Origin of the sequence: Pseudomonas sp. B2M1-30 (assembly GCF_025447575.1) — a bacterium.
Lineage (GTDB): Bacteria > Pseudomonadota > Gammaproteobacteria > Pseudomonadales > Pseudomonadaceae > Aquipseudomonas > Aquipseudomonas botevensis.
The window spans coordinates 194,398-215,999 of record NZ_JAOEJT010000002.1 but is presented as its reverse complement, the minus strand read 5'-3'; the positions used below and the strand labels follow the sequence as shown (position 1 = coordinate 215,999).

The following is a 21,602-nucleotide window of genomic DNA, read 5'->3' as shown; positions in this document are numbered from 1 at the left end:
CGCAGCCTCCTAGCGGCGGATCGCCAGACGCTGCTCGAGAAACCGCAGCAGCATGGCAATGAGGTAACAGGCCGCGACATACAACGCCGTGGTCACCAGCCAGGTTTCGATCACCCGGTAGCTCTCGACGTTGATCTTGCGCGCGTAATAGGTCAGCTCCGGCACCGCGATTGCGGCGGCCAGCGACGTGTCCTTGAACAGCGAAATGAAGTTGTTCGACAGCGCCGGCAACACGTTGCGCAGCATCACTGGCACGGTGACGTAGGCTTTCACCTGCCACTCACCCAGGCCGATGGCCAGCCCCGCTTCGCGCTGCCCTTTCGGAATGCTCAACAAGCCGCCACGGAACACTTCGGTCAGGTACGCCCCGGCATACAGCGACAGGGTGATGATGAACGAGGGAATCTTGTCCAGACGGATGCCCAGGCTCGGCAATGCAAAGTAGATCAACAGAATCAACACCAGAATCGGCGTGTTACGGATCACCGTCACGTACACCGATGCCAGCACCCGCAGGGCGCGATGCTTCGACAGCAAGGCAAACGCCATCAGCAGGCCGATCACGCAGCCGATGGCGATCGACACCAATGCCAGTTCCAGGCCCAGACCGAGCCCCGCCAGCAAGGTGTCGAAATCGCGCCACACGGCGGCAAAGTTCAACTGATAGTTCATGGTCGGCAGTACCTTGAGCGGAGCGCGCAGCGGCGCCCCACTCTCACGGGATCATTTGAATTCAACAGGGAAACCGATTTCCGGGCTTGGGAGATCCACGCCGAACCACTGTTTGAACGAGGCCGCGTAGGTCGGGAACTCAACGCCGGTCATGGCTTCATGCAGGGTGGTGTTGACGAAGTTCAGCCAGTCCTGATCGCCGCGCTTGACCGCGCACGCATAGGTCTGCGGGCTCCAGGCGTAAGCCGGGCTGCGGTAGCGGCCAGGGTTCTGCACCATCAGGTATTTGACCGAGGACTGGTCGGTGGCGGCGGCATCGGCGCGACCGGAGTTCACGGCTTGATACATCAAGTCGACGCTGTCGTACTGGTCGACCTTGGCCTTGGGCAGCGCCTGATGCACCAGTTCCTCGGCGTATACGTTCTGCAGCACGGCCACCGTCACGCTGTCACCGGCGGCTTTGAGGTCTTCGATTTCCTTGTACTTGCTGTTGGCCGGCAGCAGCAGACCGACGCCTTCGCGGTAGTAAGGCAAGGTGAACGCCACTTGTTGCGCGCGACTGGCGGTGACGGTGATGAACTGGCAGCTCATGTCGACCTTGTCGGTCAGCAGATTGGGAATCCGTGCATCAGACGACTGCACCACGAATTCGACCTTGCTCGGATCATTGAACAATCCCTTGGCCACCATCCTGGCGATATCAATATCGAAGCCCTGCAACTTGCCGTCCGCACCCTGGAAGTGCCACGGCGCATTGGTGCTGCCGGTGCCCACAATCAGTTTTCCACGGGCCAGAACGCTGTCGAGCTTACTGTCGGCTGCCTGGGCCATGCCCATGACAGCGGACGAAGCCGCGAAAACAAAAACACATGCTTTTAACAAGGAAGGTCGGCGATGCATGGCAAGCACTCCAGGAGAATGTTTATTCCGCTATACCGGAACATGGTTTGTAACAACGGAATAGACAGCAGAAAGTGTGCCACAGGATTCGCGAGGAATCTGTAGAGGTTTGAAATGTTTTTGGAATCAAGGGGATGCGGAGAATTGGGTGATGTGTGTTACGCGAGGTGTCATTCTCGCTGCGCTACCGTTGGCTACATCGGTCGAGTAGCAGGTTCCCAATTGGGTTCGGTTGAACTGGTTCGGTGCAGCATTGCCAGGGAACCGGAAAGACGTTCAGTTTTGAGCTTTCACCATCAACGCTTGGCCGCGTCTTTGTAAACGTCGTCCCGCTCTCTTTTTCCTATCGCGATTACAGTGACGATCAATGCTTCATCCCTGACGCGATAAACCATTCGATACCCCGCCCCCCGAAGTTTGATCTTGTATGCATTCCCCAAACCTCGAAGTCGATCAGCGGAAACATGCGGATTGACCAGTCGCTCCTGAAGTTTCTTCTTGAACTGTGCCCTCAGATCCGCTGCGAGTTTCTTCCATTCCTTCCAGGCCTTCTCAGAAAACTCCAACTCATAGGTCATCAATCGAGACCTTCACAGTAGGATCGTTCTCTCGCTCTTTACAAAGAGCGATCAGTTCGAGATCTTCCAGGCGCGCCATCATTGCCTCATACGCCTTGGCAGGGACGCAGTAAAACGCCGGCTCATTCCGGTTCAGGATAGCCACGGAGAGCCCGCCCCCGGCGGCTACTGTGCCCATAGGGTTTCTTTTTAGTTCAGAAATGCTGGCCACCACCTGCGAAAGAACGATATGCGTCATGAGATTGCTCCTAAGAGTGCTTTGAAAGGTGCTAAAAGTAGCACTCCAAGGCGCACCCGACCTATACCTCTTGGATGTAAAAGCTACATCAGGATCCGTGTTCATAACCCTCAATTTCCCATTCAAGCCGCATATGATTGCATTAGAAAAAACGACTTAAAACCTACCACGGCTCACGATTCTGCATTTCTCTATCAGTTGTCAGATTTTTCCTGCTCTTCGGAGAGATAGGTTTCTGATGCGCCCGTTAACACCTGTAATTTCTGACAGTAGACCGGTTTGTCTTCTGACCTTAAGGTCGAGAGATCGCTGACGATCACTCACAAGGAGACACCGATGAGCAGGAACTCCAAGCAGCCAAGCCTGCCTCCGGTCTATCGCAAAGCCCTCCACACCTGGCGCCCGGTCATCCTGTATTTCGCCAATCAGCATTGCTTTGCCTGCGAAATCGCCGGGCCGATCTTTCGCCGGGTTGCCGAGCCGTATCGGCATCGGGCCAGCATCTACATGCTCAATACCAGCGAGTGCCCGCGCCATCCGAAGGTCACCGGGACGCCGACAATGCTGTTCTACAAGGACGGCAAACTGTTGAAACACCTTAAAGGCATCCGTGACGAGGGCACCTTGGTTCGGGTCTTCGCCGAGCACATCGGCAAGGTCAAACCACCGGCCCCACGGCGCAAGCGGCTGCACGATCTCGCCTGGCTGCGCCGCACTCTTTGCACCCTGCGCACCATTCCCGATGTACGTCGACGGAGCTTCGCCTGAAAGTGCCCCACCCAGAGCCATAAAAGCAGTGGACTCTCAATCAGGCTTCAATGGTTTTACCCGGATGCCCGCCCATGGATAATGGCGTGTTGCTATCACTTTCATCAAAAGGGAATTGAGCCTTGAGCGGATCCACATCAAAAAACAGGTTTCCATGGGAGGACACACTGATCCTCGCGTTCAGGGACCTTCAATGGCAGAAAACCGTGGCGCAGTTCATGGACTCCCTGACGATTGACAATTCAGTGGCCAGCTTCCTCCAGCGCAAACTGTGTTCTCCGGCTCCACCGCTGCTCGCAAAGCTGGACGGGGCTGCGGAAAATGCCACTGGAGATGTACTGACCTCGGCGCAACAGCGTTACTTTTTACTGGAATTCAAATCCGGCCTTTCCAAATCGTCCACGGAATCGGGCAAGTTCATCTTTGATCTGATGTCGCTGGTGGATCCAGGCAAGCAGGAACACGAAAAATTCGTGACGCTGTCGAAGGCCGGTCACTTTCTGGTGGTCGGAAAAAGAGCCGATGCCAAGGCACAGAGCAAGGGTGTCAACGCCTTTGGCGAAGGACGAGCGCTGGCTCTGACGGCTCACCCGTACTTGAATATCTTCGGTAGCACCGTCGACAAGACTGGCGAGATTTCGGTTGAAAAACTATTGCGGGGGCAGGTCGGCTGGGAATTCACTGAAATGCTCGCCTACCTTCAGCTATTGGGTCGCCTGCACGAAGCAACCGAAGGGGGTGCCGGGCACCCGATGAAAGTTGCCATCGCCACCCAAGACGGCATTTTCTGGCCGTTTAGTGATTTGCTCGACGTGCTGAGCATGTCACGTCTGTTCCGGCAATCCCTCGAACACGATGGAAAAGAACTTCTGAATGCATATTTAAACAATTTCAAGAAACTGGGGCCGCTCTTGAAGGATGTGTTACCAACACTGAAGTCTATTCGGCCGAAACCTGACTCGACAAAGGGTAGCGAAAACGATCGCTTCTCCAACCCGAGCGGTTTGAGTGCTAAACGCTAAACCTTTCGAATAACGCCGGATAACCTGGACCGGCAACAAGCACGGTGTTCCAGGCAAACGCCCGGAACACCGCGCATCGATCATCAATCCGCCTCGCGCACCAGCAATACCCTTGTCACCCTGCGCTCCTCGACCGCCATCACGGTCATGCCCCAGCCGTCATGCACCAGGCGGTCGCCCTTGATCGGCAAGCGATCCAGCAGACTCATCACCAACCCGGCCAGGGTCTGGTAGTCCTCGGTCGGCTCGGCACCGAAACCGGTGTGCTGGCGGATCCGCGCCAGGTTCAAGGCACCGTTGACCACAAATCCGCCCTGCTCCTCGACCACGTCCGGACCGGCGATTTCGCTGGCGTCCGGCAGTTCACCGGCGATCGACTCAAGAATGTCGGTCATGGTCAGGACGCCGACAAAGTCGCCGAACTCGTTGACCACGAACGCAATGTGGGTCGACGCCGCGCGCATCTGCTCCAGCGCATTGAGGATCGAGTAGCTGTCGAGCAGGTTGATGGTCTTGCGCGCCAAGTGTTCCAGGTTCGGCTCATTGCCGGCCAGGTATTCCTTGAGCAATTCCTTCTTGTGCACGAAGCCCAGCGGTTCATCCACCGCGCCGTTACGAATCAGCGGCAGGCGCGAGTAGGACGAGTGCATCAATCGTGTACGAATCGTCTCGGTATCGTCGGCCAAATCAACGTGATCGACATCGGCTCGCGCGGTCATCAAGGTCCGGATCGGGCGCTCGGCCAGTTGCAGCACGCCGCTGATCATCACCCGTTCACGGCGGTCGAACAGCTCCGCATTCGGCGCTTCACCGTCGTCGAGCAAGTCGGAAATTTCCTCGCCGACCTCCTCGACCGCCAGCTTGCGTCCGCCCAACAAACGCATGACCGCATGCGCCGTGCGCTCACGGATCGGACGCAGGCCCTGCATCGAACGCTTGCGTCGGGCCCGGGCGATCTGGTTGAAGACCTCGATCAGGATCGAGAAACCAATTGCCGCGTAGAGGTAGCCTTTCGGGATGTGGAAGCCCAGACCTTCGGCGGTCAGGGCAAAACCGATCATCATCAGGAAGCCCAGACACAGCATGATCACCGTCGGGTGCGCGTTGACGAAGCGAGTCAGCGGCTTGCTGGCGACGATCATCAGGCCGATGGAAATGATCACCGCGATCATCATCACCGCCAGTTCATCGACCATGCCCACAGCGGTAATCACCGCATCCAGCGAGAACACCGCGTCAAGGACCACGATCTGCGCCACGATCGGCCAGAACAATGCATAAGCGGTGTTGCTGGTGCGCTGGCCGACATGGCCCTCCAGCCGTTCGTGCAACTCCATGGTGGCCTTGAACAACAGGAACACACCACCGAACAGCATGATCAGGTCACGGCCGGAGAAGCTCTTGCCGAACACTTCGAACAACGGCTGCGTAAGGGTGACCAGCCAGGAAATACTCGCCAACAGGCCCAGGCGCATGATTAACGCCAGGCTCAGGCCGATAATTCGCGCGCGGTCGCGCTGATGGGGCGGCAACTTGTCCGCCAGAATCGCGATGAACACCAGGTTGTCGATGCCCAGCACCAACTCCAGCACGATCAATGTCAACAAGCCCAACCAGGCCGTGGGATCCGCTAACCATTCCATAAAATGTCTCGATCTCTCTTCAGTGAATTCAGGCTGCCGGACACGGCAAAGCGCGGCGCGAAAGCTCGAAGGCTGCGCTGTCAACGATAGTCGGAAGTCGGAAGACCGGATGCTGCGAGTGCGTCAAGACCGCGCCATGGCGCGAGGTGAAGGGGTAACTGGGGGGCTCCGTGAGGGTGTTCATGCAAGTCCTGAAAGGAAAAAAGGACTCGCAGAGTACAGGCTGAGGTAACTTTTCCCACAGCCGGAAATCATTTCAAAATCTGTACAGCCTTCAAAAACTTCGCGGGCAAGTCCGCTCCCACGAGGGATCTGTGGCGCTTATGAATTCTCTGACGATCCGTCCCGCAGCTTGAGTTTTTCCAGCATCCGGTCGGCGTTCGCGCCACAACTCATGCCCTCGGGCCGGGAGCGAACGTTTTCGATCGTTGCCAACAGATGGGCCTTGCTCTGCGCAAGGTGCGCCTGCATCGCTTCGATCTGTTCGACTTTGCGCGTCAAGGCAGTCACCAGTTCCTCTTCCTTGAACTCGCCGGTGGCGCTGTCCGGCAACAGCGCCTTGAGTTCTTCAAGGCTGAATCCGGCCTGCTGCGCGAGTTGGATGATGTGGAGCGATTGCAGCACTTGCGGCGGATAACGCCGATAACCATTGCCCAGACGCTCGACCTTGGGGATCAGTCCCTGAGCTTCATAGAAACGGATTCGCGAAGCGCTCAGGCCACTCTGTTGCGCCAGTTCTCCAATCTTCATTTTCACCCTCGATTTACACGCTTGACATTAAAGTTAACTTTAAGCTTAGCCTCTCCCCATCACTGATGAGGAGTCAAGCATGTCGCCCTTCCAAACTCTGCAACTGCCCAACGGTCAGAACGTCGGCAATCGTATCGCCAAAGCCGCCATGGAAGAAAACCTCGCCGATCGCGAGCAGGCACCTTCCGAAGCGCTGTTCAATCTGTATCAAGCCTGGGCGGACGGCGGCAGCGGGCTGTTGCTGACCGGCAACGTGATGATCGACCGTCGCGCGATGACCGGCCCCGGCGGCGTGGTACTGGAAGACGAGAGGCATCTGCGTCGTTTCGAACAGTGGGCGAAGATTGGTCGCAGCGGCGGCGCGCAGTTCTGGATGCAGCTCAATCATCCCGGCCGCCAGACCTTCGCCAAACTCGGCCAGCAAGCCCTGGCGCCGTCGGCGGTCGCATTGGAAATGGGTTCGTTCTCGAAGATGTTCGCCCAACCCAAACCCATGACCGAAGACGACATCGAAGAGGTCATCCAGCGTTTCGCCACCAGTGCCGCCCTCGCCGAGAAAGCAGGTTTCAGCGGTGTGCAGATTCATGCCGCGCACGGTTATCTGTTGAGCCAATTCCTTTCGCCGCTGAGCAATCGCCGCACCGACCGCTGGGGCGGCTCCCTGGAAAACCGCGCGCGCCTGCTGCTGTCGGTGGTCGAAGCGGTGCGTCAGGCGGTTTCGCCGCAGTTCTGCGTGGCGGTGAAGCTCAATTCGGCGGATTTTCAACGCGGCGGCTTCGACACCCACGACGCGCATCAGGTGATCGAGTGGCTCAACGAATTACCGATCGACCTGCTCGAACTCTCCGGCGGCAGCTACGAAGCTCCGGCCATGCAGGGCGAAGCGCGCGACGGACGGACTCTGGCCCGTGAGGCGTACTTTCTGGAAATGGCCGGTGAACTCGCCAGCGTGGCGCGGATGCCGGTGATGGTCACGGGCGGGATTCGCCGTCTGCCGATTGTCGAGCAAGTGCTGGACAGTGGTGTCGCCATGGCCGGGATCGCCACGGCGCTGGCCATCGAGCCACATCTGGTCAAGCACTGGCGCGAAGGCCGTGACAGCCAGCCGCAATTGCCACCGATCCGCTGGAAACGCAAAGCGCTGGCATCGTTGGCGAACATGGCCGTGGTGCGGTTTCAGATGGATCGTTTGAGCCGTGGACGCACACCGCGTCCTGGGGTGTCGGCGCTGTGGGCGCTGATTCGTGACCAGATCTATCTGGGTCGTCGGACCCGGCAGTATCGGCAGGCGATGGAGGTGTGAGGGCTGAGGCTCACTGACTCAGCCGCCGCTGATTCCTGTGACCGAATCCAACCCATCGATATGCCGATAATCCGCGCCCAACGCCTGCGCCAGCTCTTTGGCCCGGCCCAGGCGGATCGGCCCGCGCTCGATATCGATCAACAACCCCGGACACGCCAGCACCGGCAGTCCGGACAAGGCTTTCAAGCGCCCATCAGTCACCACCAACAAGCGCTGCTGCTCGGCGGGAAAGCGCTTGCGCCGCACCGTCAACCATTGCTCGGCCTGCACCAGCGCCGCGCGCAACGGTGTGCCGCCGCCCGCACCCAGACCATCGAGCCACAGGCGCAATCCGCTGGAGGCCTTCAACCCCTGGACTTGCCATTGCGGCACGCTACCGCTGGCGGTCAGCAAGGCCAGTCGCGCGCGCTGTCGGTAGGCGTCATCGAACAACTGCGCGAGCAAGCCCTTGGCATCGCTCAACGCTTGATGACGTCGGGTCGAGGCCGACGCATCGACGATCACCAGCCACAACTCGTGAGGCGTACGGGTACGCAGTTGGAACAGCAGATCGGCACGGCTCCGGGGGCGTCCGTTGAGCAGCGTTGCCGGCCAGTTGACCGAACCGCTGCGCGCGGCGTGACGCTTGCCCTGGCGGCCATTGTCCAGCCGACCGGCGCGGGGTCTGGCATTCGCCCCCGCGTCGGATCGGGGGCGAATGCCTAAGGCTTTTTTGGCCAGCCCGGCACTTCACGGCGCGCGCCGGTGGCGAGTGCCGGCGCCGGCAAATCGCCCCACTGGCCCTGCCCTTCACTCGGATTGGCCGGGTGGGTGGCCGGCGATTGCGGCGGTTGTTGCGGACTCGGCGCGGCCTGTTCACGGCGGCGATGACGCAGGGCGAATTCGGCCACAGCGTCGATGTCCTGCTCGGCAATCTGCGCAGCGCCACGCCAGGCCGCGTGCGCCCTCGCTGCCCGTAACCAAACCAGATCGGCGCGCAAACCGTCGACGCCAGCAGCAAAGCAACGCTCGGTAATCTGCGCCAACGCGGCGTCATCCAAAGGAATGCCCGGCAACGCCTTGCGGGCGTTTTCGCAGCGCGCGCGCAGCGCCTTTTGCTCGGTTTCCCACTGCGCGCAGAACCCTTGGGGGTCACTGTCGAAATCCAGACGACGGCGGATGATCTGCCCGCGTTCGGTCGGCGCGGTATGACCGCCAAGGGCCACGTTCAAGCCGAAACGATCCAGCAATTGCGGGCGCAGCTCGCCCTCTTCCGGGTTCATCGTGCCGATCAGGACGAACTTTGCCGAATGCCGATGGGAAATGCCGTCGCGCTCGATCAGGTTGGTGCCGCTGGCCGCGACATCGAGCAGCAGATCCACCAGATGGTCCGGCAGCAGGTTCACTTCATCGACGTACAACACACCGCCATCAGCCTTCGCCAGCACGCCGGGAGAAAACTGCGCGCGACCGTCACTCAGTGCAGCGTCGAGGTCGAGGGTGCCGACCAGCCGCTCTTCGGTGGCGCCCAGCGGCAAGGTGACGAACTGACCGCTGGCGAGCAGATCCGCCAGGCCTCGGGCCAGGGTCGACTTGGCCATGCCACGCGGGCCTTCGATCAGCACGCCGCCGATTTTCGGGTCGATGGCGGTGAGGTACAGGGCGAGCTTGAGGTCATCGGCGCCGACCACGGCGGAGAGCGGGAAATGGGGGGTGTCGGTCATCTGGATTTTCTCTGTCGTGGTCTTCGGTGTGCGTTGGAACTACAGGGTGAGGGGCTTTGAAACTGTCACCCCTCTTCCTCAATATCCAGCAGCAGATTCTCCAGCGCCTCGCGGTAATCCCCGGGCGCCTTCCACATCCCGCGCTGCTGCGCCTCGAGCATCCGCTCAGTCATGTCCCGAAGTGCATGGGGATTGTGCTCGCGGACGAAATCCCGGGTCGCCGGGTCCAGCAAATAGGCATCGGCCAGCAACGCGTACTGGTGATCGTCGATCAACTGCGTGGTCGCATCGAAGGCAAACAGGTTATCGACCGTCGCCGCCAGTTCGAACGCGCCTTTATAGCCGTGACGCTTGACCCCGTCGATCCATTTCGGATTGGCCGCCCGGGCGCGGATCACCCGGTTCAGTTCTTCCTTCAAGGTGCGGATCTTCGGCAGGTCCGGTTGGCTGTGATCGCCGTGATAACTCGCCGCCGCTTCGCCGCGCAGGCTCTCCACCGCCGCGAGCATGCCGCCCTGGAACTGGTAATAGTCGTTGGAGTCGAGCAGGTCATGCTCGCGATTGTCCTGGTTCTGCAACACGGCTTGCACCTGGCTCAGGCGCTGGACGAACTGTTCGCGGGCCGCAGTGCCTTCGTCGGAACCGCCGTAAGCGTAGGCGCCCCAGTTCAGGTAGACCTCGGCCAGATCCTCGCGACTCTGCCACAGGCGACCGTCGATGGCGCCCTGCACGCCCGCGCCGTAGGCACCGGGTTTGGCGCCGAAGATCCGCCAGCCGGCCTGACGCCGCGCTGCGTCTTCGTCCAGCCCGGATTGCAACAAGGCTTCGCGCTCGGCTCGGACCCTGGCGGCGAGCGGATTGAGGTCGTCCGGCTCATCCAGCTCCGCCACGGCTTGTACCGCCGCATCGAACAGCCGGATCAGATTGGCAAAGGCGTCGCGGAAAAATCCGGAAACCCGCAACGTCACATCGACCCGAGGCCGGTCGAGCAGGCTCAACGGCAGAATCTCGAAATCATCGACCCGCTGACTGCCGGTGGCCCACACCGGACGCACACCCATCAACGCCATCGCCTGGGCAATGTCATCGCCGCCGGTACGCATGGTCGCCGTGCCCCAGACCGACAGACCGAGCTGGCGCAAATGATCGCCGTGATCCTGCAAATGCCGCTCGAGAATCAGGGTGGCCGACTGGAAACCGATGCGCCACGCGGTGGTGGTCGGCAGGTTGCGCACGTCCACCGAGTAGAAGTTGCGCCCGGTCGGCAATACATCGAGGCGTCCGCGACTCGGTGCACCGCTCGGGCCGGCGGGGACGAAACGTCCGCTCAGGGCATCGAGCAAACCACGCATTTCGGCGGGGCCGCAGGCGTCGAGGCGTGGGGCGACGACTTCGCGCAGGTGGCTGAGTATTGTGTTGACTTCAGACCATTGCGTTTCGTGCGGAACCGAGTGGGTCAGCGCCTGCGTAATCAGTTGCGCGGCGAACAACTCAAGACGTTCGCGAGTGTCCCCGGCGGAGCGCCAGATATCATCGCTCACGGCTTGCAATTCATCTGGACGAAGGCCAACCCAAGGCTCGGCGAGTGCGCAATCCAGTGGATCGAAGCCCAGTGCAAACGCCTTCGCCAACGCCCGCAACAAACTCGACTGCGCGCCCTTGCCATCCCCACGCGGAATACGCAGCAACGCGAGCAACGTGTCGATGCGCAACTGCCCGGCCGGCGATTCACCGAAGATGTGCAGACCATCGCGGATCTGCGATTCCTTCAGATCACACAAATAAGTGTCCAGCCGTGGCAGCCAGATCGCGGCATCGGCGTCGCTGTCGAGACTGGCGTCGAGTTGCAATTCGCGGTCGATCTGCGCCTCGCGCACCAGCTGCAGAATGTCGCGCTGCAATTCCCGGGCACGCCGGGGATCGAGCAGTTGCGCCTCGTAATACTCGTCGGCCAGCAGTTCCAGGTTGCGCAACGGGCCGTAGGTTTCGGCGCGGGTCAGCGGCGGCATCAGGTGGTCGATGATGACCGCCTGGGTACGGCGCTTGGCCTGGGCGCCCTCGCCCGGATCGTTGACGATAAACGGATAGATATTCGGCAGCGGCCCGAGCAGCGCATCCGGCCAGCAGTTTTCGGACAGCCCCACGCCCTTGCCCGGCAACCATTCGAGGTTGCCGTGCTTGCCGACGTGGATCACGCCATGGGCGCCGTAGGTGTGGCGCAGCCAGAAATAAAACGCCAGATAAGCGTGGGGCGGAACCAGATCCGGGTCGTGATACACCGCGCTCGGATCGACCTGATACCCCCGCGCCGGCTGAATGCCGACGAAAGTCAGGCCCAGGCGCAGGCCGGCAATCATCATCCGCCCCTGGCGACACATCGGATCGTTTTGCGGCGTGCCCCAGCGCTCCAGCACCGCCGCGCGATTGGCTTCGGGCAAGCGGTTGAACATCGCCAGATAGTCATCCATCGCCAGGCTTTGCATGCACGGCCGCTGATCCAGCGTGTCGAGGTCGTTGCTGACGCCGCCAAGCAATTGGCGAATCAATTCGCTGCCGCTGTCCGGCAACTGCGCCGTCAGCGGATACCCCTCGGCCTGCAATGCACGCAGGATATTCAACGCCGCCGCCGGCGTGTCGAGTCCGACACCGTTGCCGATGCGCCCGTCACGGGTCGGGTAATTGGCGAGGATCAACGCGATGCGTTTATCGCCGTTCGGCACCCGCGCCAGATCGCTCCAGCGCCGCGCCAGTTCGGCAACAAAATCCATCCGCTCGGGCGCCGCCCGGTAGCAGACCACATCGGACTGACTGCGCTCGCTGCGCCAGGCCAGGTCCTTGAAACTGATGGGGCGGCTGATGATCCGCCCGTCGAGCTCCGGTAATGCAATGTGCATCGCCAGGTCTCGCGGGCCGAGGCCCTGCTCGCTTTCGCGCCAGCCCGGTTCGTTGTCCTGGGCGCAAATCGCCTGGATCACCGGGATATCGCGGCGAAACGGCCGCAGATGTGGCGCCTCGGGGCTCGACTGGGCAAATCCCGTGGTGTTGAGAATCACCGAGGCCGAGACTTCATCCAGCCAGTCCTCGACCACCGACAGGCAACCCGGCTCCTTGAGGCTTGCCACGGCAATCGGCAACGGATTAAGCCCCGCCGCCTGCAGCCGCTGGCAGAAAACATCGATGAACGCGGTGTTCGCCGCCTGTAAATGCGAGCGATAAAACAACACCGCCGCCACCGGGCGTTCGGGCAACCAATCGGCTTGCCAGTCGCTCAGTGCGGCGGTGTTTTTATCGGGATGGTAAATCGCCGTGCGCGGCAGGGTTTGCGGTTCGCCCCAGGTGTAATCGCGCGCCAGCCAACGGTTGGCCAGACAACGGAAAAAATCCAGCGCATTGCCCATGCCGCCCTGGCGCAGGAACTGCCAGAGCCGGTCGCGATCCTCGGCGCCGACGGTGCTCAGGTCGCTGAGCTCCGGATCGGGACGGTCATCGCCCGGCACCAGAATCACCTGCACACCGCGCTCGGCCAGTTCGACCAGACGCTCGACCCCGTAACGCCAATAGGCGATGCCGCCGTGCAGGGAAATCAGAATGACCCTGGCGTGGCGCAGCACTTCGTCGACGTACAGATCCACCGACGCGTGATTCTGCACCTGCATCGGGTTGGCCAGACGCAGGCTCGGGTAATCCTCGGGCAACTGCTGCGCCGCTTCGGCGAGCAGCGCCAGGCTGGAATCGCCGCTGCACAGGATCACCAGTTCGGCGGGGGTTTGTCCAAGGTCGGCGATGTTGTCATCCGACACGAAACCGCCGGGCTGGGTCCTGAGCAGGTGCATGGTTTAAACGCTGAGCGCGGCGCGCAGTTGCGCTTCAAGTCGGGCGGCGTCCAGTTCCTGGCCGATCAGCACCAGCCGGGTGACGCGCGCTTCATCGGCACCCCACTGACGGTCGAAGTGCTTGTCGAAACGCGTGCCCACGCCCTGGATCAGCAGGCGCATCGGCTTGTTCGGGATCGCCGCGAAACCCTTCACCCGCAGGATGCCGTGCTGAACCACCAGTTGCGTCAGGGCGTCGAGCAGCAGGCTCTCGTCGGCTTGCGGCAGCTCGATGGAGATCGAGTCGAAGGCGTCGTGATCGTGATCGTCGTGGTCATCATCACCGTCGTGGTGGTGATCGTGATGGCTGTGGCGGCTGTCGATGTGCTCTTCGGAACCGGCGCCCAGACCAATCAACACATCCAGCGGCAGACGACCGTTGCTGGCTTCGATGATTTTTACCGCTGGCGGCAGTTCTTCGGCGACTTCCAGGCGCACACGGGCCAGATCTTCCGGACTGGTCTGGTCAGCCTTGTTGAGGATCACCAGGTCAGCGCTCGCCAGTTGATCGGCGAACAGCTCGTGCAGCGGCGACTCGTGGTCCAGGTTCGGGTCGAGTTTGCGCTGGGCGTCGACCTGATCCGGGAACGCAGCGAAGGTGCCAGCGGCCACGGCCGGGCTGTCGACCACGGTGATCACCGCGTCGACGGTGCAGGCGCTGCGGATTTCCGGCCACTGGAAGGCTTGCACCAGTGGTTTTGGCAGGGCCAGGCCCGAGGTTTCGATGAGGATGTGGTCGAGATCGCCGCGACGGGCGACCAGTTCACGCATCACCGGGAAGAACTCTTCCTGCACGGTGCAGCACAGGCAACCGTTGGCCAGTTCGTAGACGCGGCCGGTGGCTTCTTCTTCGGTGCAGCCGATGGTGCATTGCTTGAGGATTTCACCGTCGATGCCCAGCTCGCCGAACTCGTTGACGATCACCGCGATACGACGACCCTGGGCGTTGTCGAGCATGTGCCGCAGCAGGGTGGTTTTACCCGAGCCGAGAAAACCGGTGACGATGGTGACGGGAAGTTTGGCCAATGTTTTCATCGGATGCCCTTTGGCAAGGTGGCGGGCATACGGGACGAGAACCGGCCACGCAGACACGCGCCGGAAGCGTTCGCCACCGGATCACCCCGCCCGGTTGTAGTGAGAATCTGTATCGAGGCAGGTCTCCTGGCTGACGGCGTTCGGGACTTGGCCCGGCATTCGCTGCGCCTTCCCGCGAGCTCCGTAGGGGGAGCCTGCAGTGGCGTGGCAGCGAACAGCACCGTTCACAGTTGCGGGGGCAGCCGCGGCTTGGACCGCGTTCCCTTCTTAGCTTCGGCACGCGCCGAAGAACCTCGAAAGCGCAAGGCTACGCAGGGTATGGGGATGGGTCAATGCTTGGTGGATTTTGAGATTGGGGGCATATCCGTTGCTTCGGGTGCTCAAAAAACGGATATGCCCCCATTCAATTGACTCAAACCCTCCCCCATGCTCTCCTACACACCTTGTTACGGGTGCCCTGCAAAGGGTGAAACGGGAAACCGGTGAATCATGTGCTTTACTCAAAAGCCATGTCAGTCCGGTGCTGCCCCCGCAACGGTAAGCGAGAGAAGCGTCAGATCCACTGTGCCATGGCATGGGAAGGTGATGCTTGCAGGTCGGCCAGACGCCACCCCTCGCGAGCCCGGAGACCGGCCCGCAACACACAGCGCGTACCTTGCGTCGCTGAACATAACAAACCCGCGGTGGGCGGGCGCTGTTCGAACCTCTGCGTGCCTGACCCGCAGGGGTTTTCATGCGCTCCGTTCACCCGCTGACACTCCAGAGGGAAGCGCCATGTCGATCATCAGCAGCACCGGCAGCAATTCGGACAAGATCTCCAGCACCAACACCCTGAGCCAACGCCTGACCGCCGCCGTCTGCGCGTCGATCCTCGGTGCCTGCCTGGTCTACTTCGCCGGTTTCTCGCACATCGAAGCGGTACACAACGCCGCCCACGATACCCGCCACAGCGCCGCGTTCCCGTGCCACTGAGACCTGACGACATGATCAAGCGCATTGCCCAAACCGCAGGCTTCACCGGCCTGCTGGCCGCCCTGCTGCTGACCCTGCTGCAAAGCTTCTGGGTGTCGCCGCTGATTCTCCAGGCGGAAACCTTCGAGAAATCCGAGCCAGTGGCTGAAGTTCACGAACACGCCGCCGGCACCGCCGCGCACACGCACGACGCCGAAGCCTGGGAGCCGGAAGATGGCTGGCAGCGCGTGGTTTCGACCACCGGCGGCAACCTCGTCGTCGCTGTCGGTTTCGCCCTGATGCTGGCCGGTCTGTACACCCTGCGTGCGCCGACCAAAACCTCGCAAGGCCTGCTTTGGGGCCTCGCCGGTTATGCGACCTTCGTGCTCGCGCCGACCATGGGCCTGCCGCCGGAACTGCCGGGCACCGCTGCCGCCGATCTGGCCTCGCGGCAGATGTGGTGGATCGGCACCGCCGCGTCCACCGCTGTGGGTCTGTCGCTGATCGCGTTCAGCCGCAACTGGCTAATGAAGATCCTTGGCGTGGCGATCATCGCCGTGCCGCATGTGATCGGCGCGCCGCAACCGGAAGTGCATTCGATGCTCGCTCCGGAAGTGCTGGAAGCTCAGTTCAAGATCGCTTCGCAGTTGACCAACGTGGCGTTCTGGCTGGCCCTGGGCCTGATCAGCGCCTGGTTGTTCCGCCGCAAGAACGACGGTCAATACAACGCATGACCGATGCTGGCGCAGCGCCGACCCTGGTGGTCGGCCTGGGCTGCCAGCGCGGCTGCCCGGCCAGCACCCTGCGTGCGCTGCTTGACCAGGCCTTGCAGGCTCATCGCATTGAACTGCGGGCAGTCAAGGCGTTGGCCAGCATCGACCTCAAACGTGACGAACCGGGCCTGCAAGAACTTGCCGCGCAACTCGCGCTGCCCCTGCTCTACTTCAGCCGCGAGGAACTGGCCGGTTACCAGCCGCGATTGAGTCACCGTTCGCAAATCGCCTATGAGCGCACCGGCTGCTACGGCGTGGCCGAAAGTGCCGCCCTGGCCCTTGCCGAACAGCTGATCCAGGCCCCTGCAAAACTGCTGATTTCACGGCAGAAATACGCCCAGGCGACTTTGGCATTGGCCGGCGCCGCCTGAAATCCCGATAATCCCCGCCATCGATCATGAGCATTCTTCATCTGAAGCGCTCTGATACCGCCTCACCCTGCCCTTTTTCACAGGATTCAGCGATGACCGTCTACTTCATCGGCGCCGGCCCCGGCGACCCGGAACTGATCACCGTCAAAGGCCAGCGGCTGATCCGCACCTGCCCGGTCATCATCTACGCAGGCTCATTGGTACCGGCGGCGGTGCTGCAAGGTCATCAAGCCGAAACGGTGGTCAACAGCGCCGAATTGCATCTGGAACAAATCATCGAACTGATCAAATCCGCCCACGCCCGGGGACAGGACGTGGCGCGGGTGCATTCCGGCGATCCGAGTCTGTATGGTGCGATCGGCGAGCAGATCCGCTATTTGCGTGAGCTGGACATCCCGTTCGAAATCATCCCCGGCGTCACCGCCACCGCCGCCTGCGCCGCGTTGTTGGGCGCCGAACTGACCCTGCCGGATATCTCGCAAAGCGTGATCCTGACCCGTTACGCGGACAAAACCGCGATGCCCGCCGGGGAAGAACTGGGCAGTCTGGCGCAGCACGGGGCGACCATGGCGATTCATCTGGGGGTCAATCATCTGGAAAAGATCCTCGCCGAGCTGCTGCCACACTACGGCGCCGATTGCCCGATTGCGGTGATTCACCGCGCGACCTGGCCGGATCAGGATTGGGTCGTGGGAACGCTGGCGGATATCGCCGGGAAAGTCGCCGCCAAGGGTTTTCGACGCACGGCGTTGATTCTGGTGGGCCGGGTGTTGGGCAGCGACCATTTCAGTGAGTCGTCGCTGTATCGCGCGGGGCATGCGCATTTGTATCGGCCGTAGCGGCCACTTGGCGGACAAGTCCTGAGTTTCAGGCATAAAAAAACGGCGCTCACGGTGCGCCGTTTTTTATGTTCGCAGCGAACGCCTTAGTAGTAAGCGTTTTCTTTCTGCGTGTGGTCGGTCACGTCGCGAACGCCCTTGAGCTCCGGAATGCGCTCGAGCAAGGTGCGCTCGATGCCTTCCTTCAGGGTCACGTCGGCCTGGCCGCAGCCCTGGCAACCGCCGCCGAACTGCAGAACGGCGATGCCGTCCTCGACCACATCGATCAGGCTGACCTGACCGCCGTGGCTCGCCAGCCCAGGGTTGATTTCGGTTTGCAGGTAGTAGTTGATGCGCTCGTTGATCGGGCTGTCGGCGTTGACCATCGGGACTTTGGCGTTTGGCGCCTTGATGGTCAATTGGCCGCCCATGCGGTCAGTGGCGTAATCGACGACGGCATCCTCAAGGAACGCCTCGCTGAACGAGTCGATGTAAGCGGTGAAGCTAGGCAGCCCCAGCGCGGTATCTTCAGGTTTTTCTTCCCCTGGCTTGCAGTAGGCAATGCAGGTTTCTGCGTACTGGGTGCCAGGCTGGGTGATGAAGACGCGGATGCCGATGCCCGGGGTGTTCTGCTTGGAGAGCAGATCGGCCAGGTAATCATGGGCGGCGTCGGTGATGGTAATAGCGGTCATGGAAACTCCTCGCAGGCTTGTGGCGGAGTTTACGCCAATCGGTGCGCCGGACAAAGTCCTAGTATTTTTGTCGGGAAAGTTTCTCGAACACTTCACCTTCAAATCGCGCTTTAAGCCATTGATAACTGGCCTTTTCAACCCATTGATAACTCAGCCATGAACCGGCGGCGATTGCGATTACACAAAGGATGAACATCATATACGGGTCGATGCCGTAACGATGGGCAAGGAATCCACCCATCGAAAGTACCAGTACGTGCATCAGGTAAACCGAGTAGGAACAGTCGCCCAGCAGCTTGAGTAGCCGGTTATGCTCGAAGCGAGACTCCAGCGACATGCAGGAAATCACCAGCACAGCACTCGGCACGCCCCAGGCGAGTAACCGTGGAGCTGGCGGCAATAGATAAATCGCCATAAGCGCGGCGCCGATTCCCAGCAACGGCCGGTAAAAACCGCTGCGAAACCAGCCCCGACGATAGAGCATGCCAATGCCGATCCCCAGCAGAAACTCGTAAACGATGTCCGAGCGATAGAACTCGCTGATCCAGCCCAAACCGGTCCATGTCTGGCAAACCGCAAACAACAACGCTGCAACCACCCACAGACGCAGCTGCAAGCGAAACAGCAGCGCCCAGGCGAACAGCACGTAGAACAGCATTTCGTAATTCAGCGTCCAGCCGACATTCAGGGTCGGATAGAAGCCGTAGCCACCGGGGTTTTGTGTGGGGATGAATAGCAATGACAGCAACAAGTGGTTCCAGTCCAGGGTTTGATCCGGCAACAGCGGTCGGGCAAACACCACCAGCAACGCCATCAACACGGTGTACAGCCAATACGCCGGCACGATGCGAAACAGCCGATACAGCAGAAACCGCGCCGGCGGCAACGCCTTGCCTTCGGTGGACAGGAAGATCACCAGACCGCTGATGACGAAGAAAATATCGACACCCACCGCGCCTTTGTCGATGAACAGCTGGCCCAGCGGGCCACGGGCCTGGAAGCCGAAGAAGATCTGCATGAAGTGATGGCCGACCACTGCCCACGCCGCGAAGGCACGCAGGGCCTGGACTGAAATCAGCATTGAGCGCTCCCGGTCACAACCTCAACTCACCACCGCCCGCCACATCCCGTGGGCGGTGCGGTGTCCTTGAGGTTGGGACAGCAGGGCTTCACCAAACGATCAAAGATTCTCGTAGCGGTTCATGTCCAGCACGCCCTCTTCCACCGGATCGGTTTCGTGGATGTATTGGCTCAGGTCGTGGAAATAGAACCAGAATTGCGGATGACTGCGGCGGATACCCCAGCGTTCGACGACTTTCTCGAACTGCGGTGCATCCTTGGCCGCTTCCATGGCATCGACAAACGCTGGCACTTCGTCCGCCGGGATGTTGAACATGAAGTTCGGGTAACTGCTGAGCACGCCCGGATAAATGGTCACGGTGTCGAGGCCCGGCTGATAGCGCAGCGACTCACCGAGCAGGAACGCCACGTTGCTGTGGGCGCGGTTGCGCAGCAGGCTGTAGACCTCGCGTTTGCCGCTGCGGGTTTCGATGCGCAGCATGGTCGCTTCCGGCAACTGATCGATCACCTTGAGACCTGCCGCCGGGCGTGAGGTCAGACGGCTCAGGGCCTGTTCGGCGTTTTGCAGCGCCGGGTCAATGTTCGGCCGTGAGCAATAGGCATCTTCACAGCGGTTGATCGGGTCCGGCCGCGCATTGAGGTCGCCGTAACGCGAGAGCAATTGCATGGCGAAATCACGTTTCGGGTCCTTTTCGTCGAGCTTCAGCCCGGTCGGCTTGTCGTCGTCGATGGCTTCGTAATCCAGCCACATCTTGAACTGGCCGCTGCTCTGATACCAATCGTCGAGATAGTCCTCGCGGGAGTCGGCCGGCATCAGGCGCAGGAAGTTCTGCTCGGCGCCGTTACGGATCAGGTCAAAATACAGACGGGTCTGCGCCTGATGGGAAACGTTGCCGAACACGTCGAAGTTGACCGCCAATTGGTAATACGTGCGCTCCAGCAGCGGGTAGTCGAACAGCCACAGGGTTTGCGGCACTTCGCCGATCAGGCCTTTGGTCACCGAGGCGCTGTCGAAGTGGCGGAAGATGCTCAGCAGCGCATTGTCGTTGCCGGCCCACAGGGTCGACCAGCTCGGCGCCGGCAGGTCGGCGTAGCTGTCGCGGCGCAGCGCTTCGTACTTGTTCCGCTTGTCGCGGTAGTTGTGCCACAGGCTCAGTACACTGCCGACGTCGTCGTTCTGCCCCGGCATCGCCAGCAGCGGCGTGGCCTGGCCACGGTAGTTGGGGTCGGTGATGTAAAGGTCGTGTTCCGGCGCCTGGAACAACGCCCAGAAGTTGTCGCGGATCACGTCGGTCGCGATCTGCCCCCGGCACACCGGCCCGCGAATGAAGGTGCGCACGAAGTATTCGGCGTTATCGAGCATGAACTGATACCGCGCCTGGGCCGGAATCGCCTCGAAGGTGGCGAACGGATTGGCCCGGCTCTGCGGCCCGTAGCCCGGCAAGGCGTTGACCTGCCAGTTGCCGTTGTAGAACAGGCTCTTGACCCGCGCCATCTTCGCCGCGCTCAGCGGATAGGTGATGTGGGTCTTGTGAACGATCACACCCTGCACCGGCCACAGGCGGTAATACACCTGGGTGCCCGGATCGTCGTTGGGGCGACGGGTGGCGATCAGGTCGATCGGCTGCCCCGTCGGCGTGCGCGAGCGCACCCACTGGAAGTAATGCCCCGGCTCGCCGTCCTTGAAATAGATGTGCGCCAGGAACCAGTGTTCGAACAGCCAGCGACCGACCAGGCTCTGCCGGGCGCCGGGGGTGTTGAGCAGGTTTTCCCACTGCACGATCTGCATCGCTTCCTTGGCGCTCGGGGCCAGGCCCTGTTCGTCGATAGGCGCGCCGGACGCCAGCCAGCGTTGCAACGTCTGGTATTGCTGGTTGGTCAGGCCGGTCACCGCCAGCGGCATGCCTTCTTTCGGGTGGGCGCCGGCGTAACCGTCGAACTCGGCGGGCATTGCGCACAGGTTTTCGCGGTTGAGACCGAGAACGATGTCTTCGGGCAGCTTGGCGTTGGGCTGCAACGGAGTCTTGTGCCCCAGCTCAAGCATGCGTGCCATCAATGCCGCCTGACTGCCTTGGGCGTCGAGCACCGAATAGAAGCCTTTCTGCTGCCAGGCGCGTTTGCCGAAGGCGTCGTAGAACAATCGGGTGGTCGGCGCCGCCTGACTGCGGTCGCCATCGTAGACCGGCATTTTGCTCGCGCCCCGGCTCGCACCTTCGCCGCTGCCCAGGTTCAACTGGCAGGCGGAGTCGTAGCACGCGTGGCAGGCCACGCACTTCTCGGTGAAGATCGGCTGGATATCGCGGGTGTAAGAAATAGAGGAAGAAACCGCAGATGAGACAGCAGGATCCTGGGCAAACGCGCCCCAGCTGAAAAGCAGCAACGCAATGCTGATGACGCGATACGACATGTCCCTGATCCCGATCCTGAAAAAAC

Annotated in this window: 20 protein-coding genes and 2 riboswitches; of the genes, 7 read left to right on the top strand and 13 right to left on the bottom strand. The window is 61.2% G+C overall.

Annotation, left to right across the window (positions count from 1 at the left end; all coding sequences use genetic code 11):
* Positions 1 to 9: 9 nt before the first annotated feature.
* From N8H74_RS04625 to N8H74_RS04610, 4 genes are all read right to left on the bottom strand, one after another.
* Positions 10 to 672: an amino acid ABC transporter permease gene (locus N8H74_RS04625; protein ID WP_217829769.1), complete on the bottom strand. Its 663-nt coding sequence runs from the start codon at positions 670 to 672 to the stop codon at positions 10 to 12.
* Positions 673 to 723: 51 nt separating this feature from the next.
* Positions 724 to 1,572 (bottom strand): transporter substrate-binding domain-containing protein, encoded by an 849-nt coding sequence (locus N8H74_RS04620; protein ID WP_262146421.1) that lies wholly within the window; start codon positions 1,570 to 1,572, stop codon positions 724 to 726.
* Positions 1,573 to 1,868: 296 nt separating this feature from the next.
* Positions 1,869 to 2,150, bottom strand: a complete 282-nt coding sequence (locus N8H74_RS04615; protein ID WP_217829767.1) for a type II toxin-antitoxin system RelE/ParE family toxin — start codon at positions 2,148 to 2,150, stop codon at positions 1,869 to 1,871.
* The gene (locus N8H74_RS04610) at positions 2,140 to 2,388 is read right to left on the bottom strand and encodes a type II toxin-antitoxin system Phd/YefM family antitoxin (RefSeq protein ID WP_217829766.1); all 249 of its coding nucleotides are present in this window, start codon (positions 2,386 to 2,388) and stop codon (positions 2,140 to 2,142) included. Before N8H74_RS04610 ends, N8H74_RS04615 begins: the two co-directional genes overlap by 11 nt.
* A gap of 336 nt (positions 2,389 to 2,724) precedes the next feature.
* Here N8H74_RS04610 and N8H74_RS04605 point away from each other — a divergent pair, with 336 nt between their 5' ends.
* Both N8H74_RS04605 and N8H74_RS04600 read left to right on the top strand, forming a co-directional pair.
* Positions 2,725 to 3,156 carry a thioredoxin family protein gene (locus tag N8H74_RS04605; protein WP_262146419.1) on the top strand — a complete coding sequence of 144 codons (432 nt, stop codon included), beginning with the start codon at positions 2,725 to 2,727 and terminating at the stop codon, positions 3,154 to 3,156.
* A gap of 122 nt (positions 3,157 to 3,278) precedes the next feature.
* Positions 3,279 to 4,178, top strand: coding sequence for a hypothetical protein (locus tag N8H74_RS04600; RefSeq protein WP_262146418.1), 900 nt, complete (start codon positions 3,279 to 3,281; stop codon positions 4,176 to 4,178).
* An 83-nt stretch (positions 4,179 to 4,261) separates the two neighbouring features.
* Here the strand turns inward: N8H74_RS04600 and N8H74_RS04595 are convergent, their stop codons facing one another.
* Both N8H74_RS04595 and N8H74_RS04590 read right to left on the bottom strand, forming a co-directional pair.
* The gene (locus N8H74_RS04595) at positions 4,262 to 5,821 is read right to left on the bottom strand and encodes a TerC family protein (RefSeq protein WP_217829763.1); all 1,560 of its coding nucleotides are present in this window, start codon (positions 5,819 to 5,821) and stop codon (positions 4,262 to 4,264) included.
* A gap of 321 nt (positions 5,822 to 6,142) precedes the next feature.
* Entirely contained in the window at positions 6,143 to 6,571 is a 429-nt protein-coding gene (locus N8H74_RS04590) for a MerR family transcriptional regulator (protein WP_262146417.1), read from the bottom strand.
* A 79-nt stretch (positions 6,572 to 6,650) separates the two neighbouring features.
* Here N8H74_RS04590 and N8H74_RS04585 point away from each other — a divergent pair, with 79 nt between their 5' ends.
* Positions 6,651 to 7,874: an NADH:flavin oxidoreductase/NADH oxidase family protein gene (locus tag N8H74_RS04585; RefSeq protein WP_262146416.1), complete on the top strand. Its 1,224-nt coding sequence runs from the start codon at positions 6,651 to 6,653 to the stop codon at positions 7,872 to 7,874.
* Positions 7,875 to 7,892: 18 nt separating this feature from the next.
* On the opposite strand, the gene N8H74_RS04580 is transcribed toward N8H74_RS04585, so the two are convergent.
* The 4 genes from N8H74_RS04580 to cobW form a co-directional block, all read right to left on the bottom strand.
* Positions 7,893 to 8,594 carry a VWA domain-containing protein gene (locus tag N8H74_RS04580; RefSeq protein ID WP_262146702.1) on the bottom strand — a complete coding sequence of 234 codons (702 nt, stop codon included), beginning with the start codon at positions 8,592 to 8,594 and terminating at the stop codon, positions 7,893 to 7,895.
* Positions 8,576 to 9,577 (bottom strand): AAA family ATPase, encoded by a 1,002-nt coding sequence (locus tag N8H74_RS04575; RefSeq protein ID WP_262146415.1) that lies wholly within the window; start codon positions 9,575 to 9,577, stop codon positions 8,576 to 8,578. The genes N8H74_RS04580 and N8H74_RS04575 overlap by 19 nt, the downstream gene beginning before the upstream one ends.
* A gap of 65 nt (positions 9,578 to 9,642) precedes the next feature.
* Positions 9,643 to 13,410, bottom strand: a complete 3,768-nt coding sequence (gene cobN / locus N8H74_RS04570) for a cobaltochelatase subunit CobN (RefSeq protein WP_262146414.1) — start codon at positions 13,408 to 13,410, stop codon at positions 9,643 to 9,645.
* A gap of 3 nt (positions 13,411 to 13,413) precedes the next feature.
* The gene (gene cobW, locus N8H74_RS04565; protein ID WP_279309267.1) at positions 13,414 to 14,484 is read right to left on the bottom strand and encodes a cobalamin biosynthesis protein CobW; all 1,071 of its coding nucleotides are present in this window, start codon (positions 14,482 to 14,484) and stop codon (positions 13,414 to 13,416) included.
* A gap of 98 nt (positions 14,485 to 14,582) precedes the next feature.
* Positions 14,583 to 14,795: riboswitch (cobalamin riboswitch) on the bottom strand.
* Between the two features lie 122 nt (positions 14,796 to 14,917).
* Positions 14,918 to 15,137, top strand: a riboswitch (cobalamin riboswitch).
* A gap of 121 nt (positions 15,138 to 15,258) precedes the next feature.
* On the opposite strand from cobW, the gene N8H74_RS04560 reads away from it, so the two are divergent.
* The 4 genes from N8H74_RS04560 (at position 15,259) to cobM (ending at position 17,418) form a co-directional block, all read left to right on the top strand.
* Positions 15,259 to 15,456, top strand: coding sequence for a CbtB domain-containing protein (locus N8H74_RS04560; RefSeq protein WP_262146411.1), 198 nt, complete (start codon positions 15,259 to 15,261; stop codon positions 15,454 to 15,456).
* Between the two features lie 11 nt (positions 15,457 to 15,467).
* Positions 15,468 to 16,169: a CbtA family protein gene (locus N8H74_RS04555; RefSeq protein WP_262146410.1), complete on the top strand. Its 702-nt coding sequence runs from the start codon at positions 15,468 to 15,470 to the stop codon at positions 16,167 to 16,169.
* Positions 16,166 to 16,579 (top strand): cobalamin biosynthesis protein, encoded by a 414-nt coding sequence (locus tag N8H74_RS04550; RefSeq protein WP_217829756.1) that lies wholly within the window; start codon positions 16,166 to 16,168, stop codon positions 16,577 to 16,579. The genes N8H74_RS04555 and N8H74_RS04550 overlap by 4 nt, the downstream gene beginning before the upstream one ends.
* 92 nt (positions 16,580 to 16,671) lie before the next feature.
* Positions 16,672 to 17,418 (top strand): precorrin-4 C(11)-methyltransferase, encoded by a 747-nt coding sequence (gene cobM, locus N8H74_RS04545; protein WP_262146408.1) that lies wholly within the window; start codon positions 16,672 to 16,674, stop codon positions 17,416 to 17,418.
* Positions 17,419 to 17,504: 86 nt separating this feature from the next.
* On the opposite strand, the gene nfuA is transcribed toward cobM, so the two are convergent.
* From nfuA to N8H74_RS04530, 3 genes are all read right to left on the bottom strand, one after another.
* On the bottom strand, positions 17,505 to 18,089 hold the full coding sequence (nfuA, locus tag N8H74_RS04540) for a Fe-S biogenesis protein NfuA (protein ID WP_217829754.1): 585 nt from the start codon (positions 18,087 to 18,089) through the stop codon (positions 17,505 to 17,507).
* 58 nt (positions 18,090 to 18,147) lie between these two features.
* The gene (locus N8H74_RS04535) at positions 18,148 to 19,170 is read right to left on the bottom strand and encodes an acyltransferase (protein WP_262146407.1); all 1,023 of its coding nucleotides are present in this window, start codon (positions 19,168 to 19,170) and stop codon (positions 18,148 to 18,150) included.
* 99 nt (positions 19,171 to 19,269) lie between these two features.
* The gene (locus N8H74_RS04530; RefSeq protein WP_262146406.1) at positions 19,270 to 21,576 is read right to left on the bottom strand and encodes a fatty acid cis/trans isomerase; all 2,307 of its coding nucleotides are present in this window, start codon (positions 21,574 to 21,576) and stop codon (positions 19,270 to 19,272) included.
* Positions 21,577 to 21,602 lie beyond the last annotated feature (26 nt).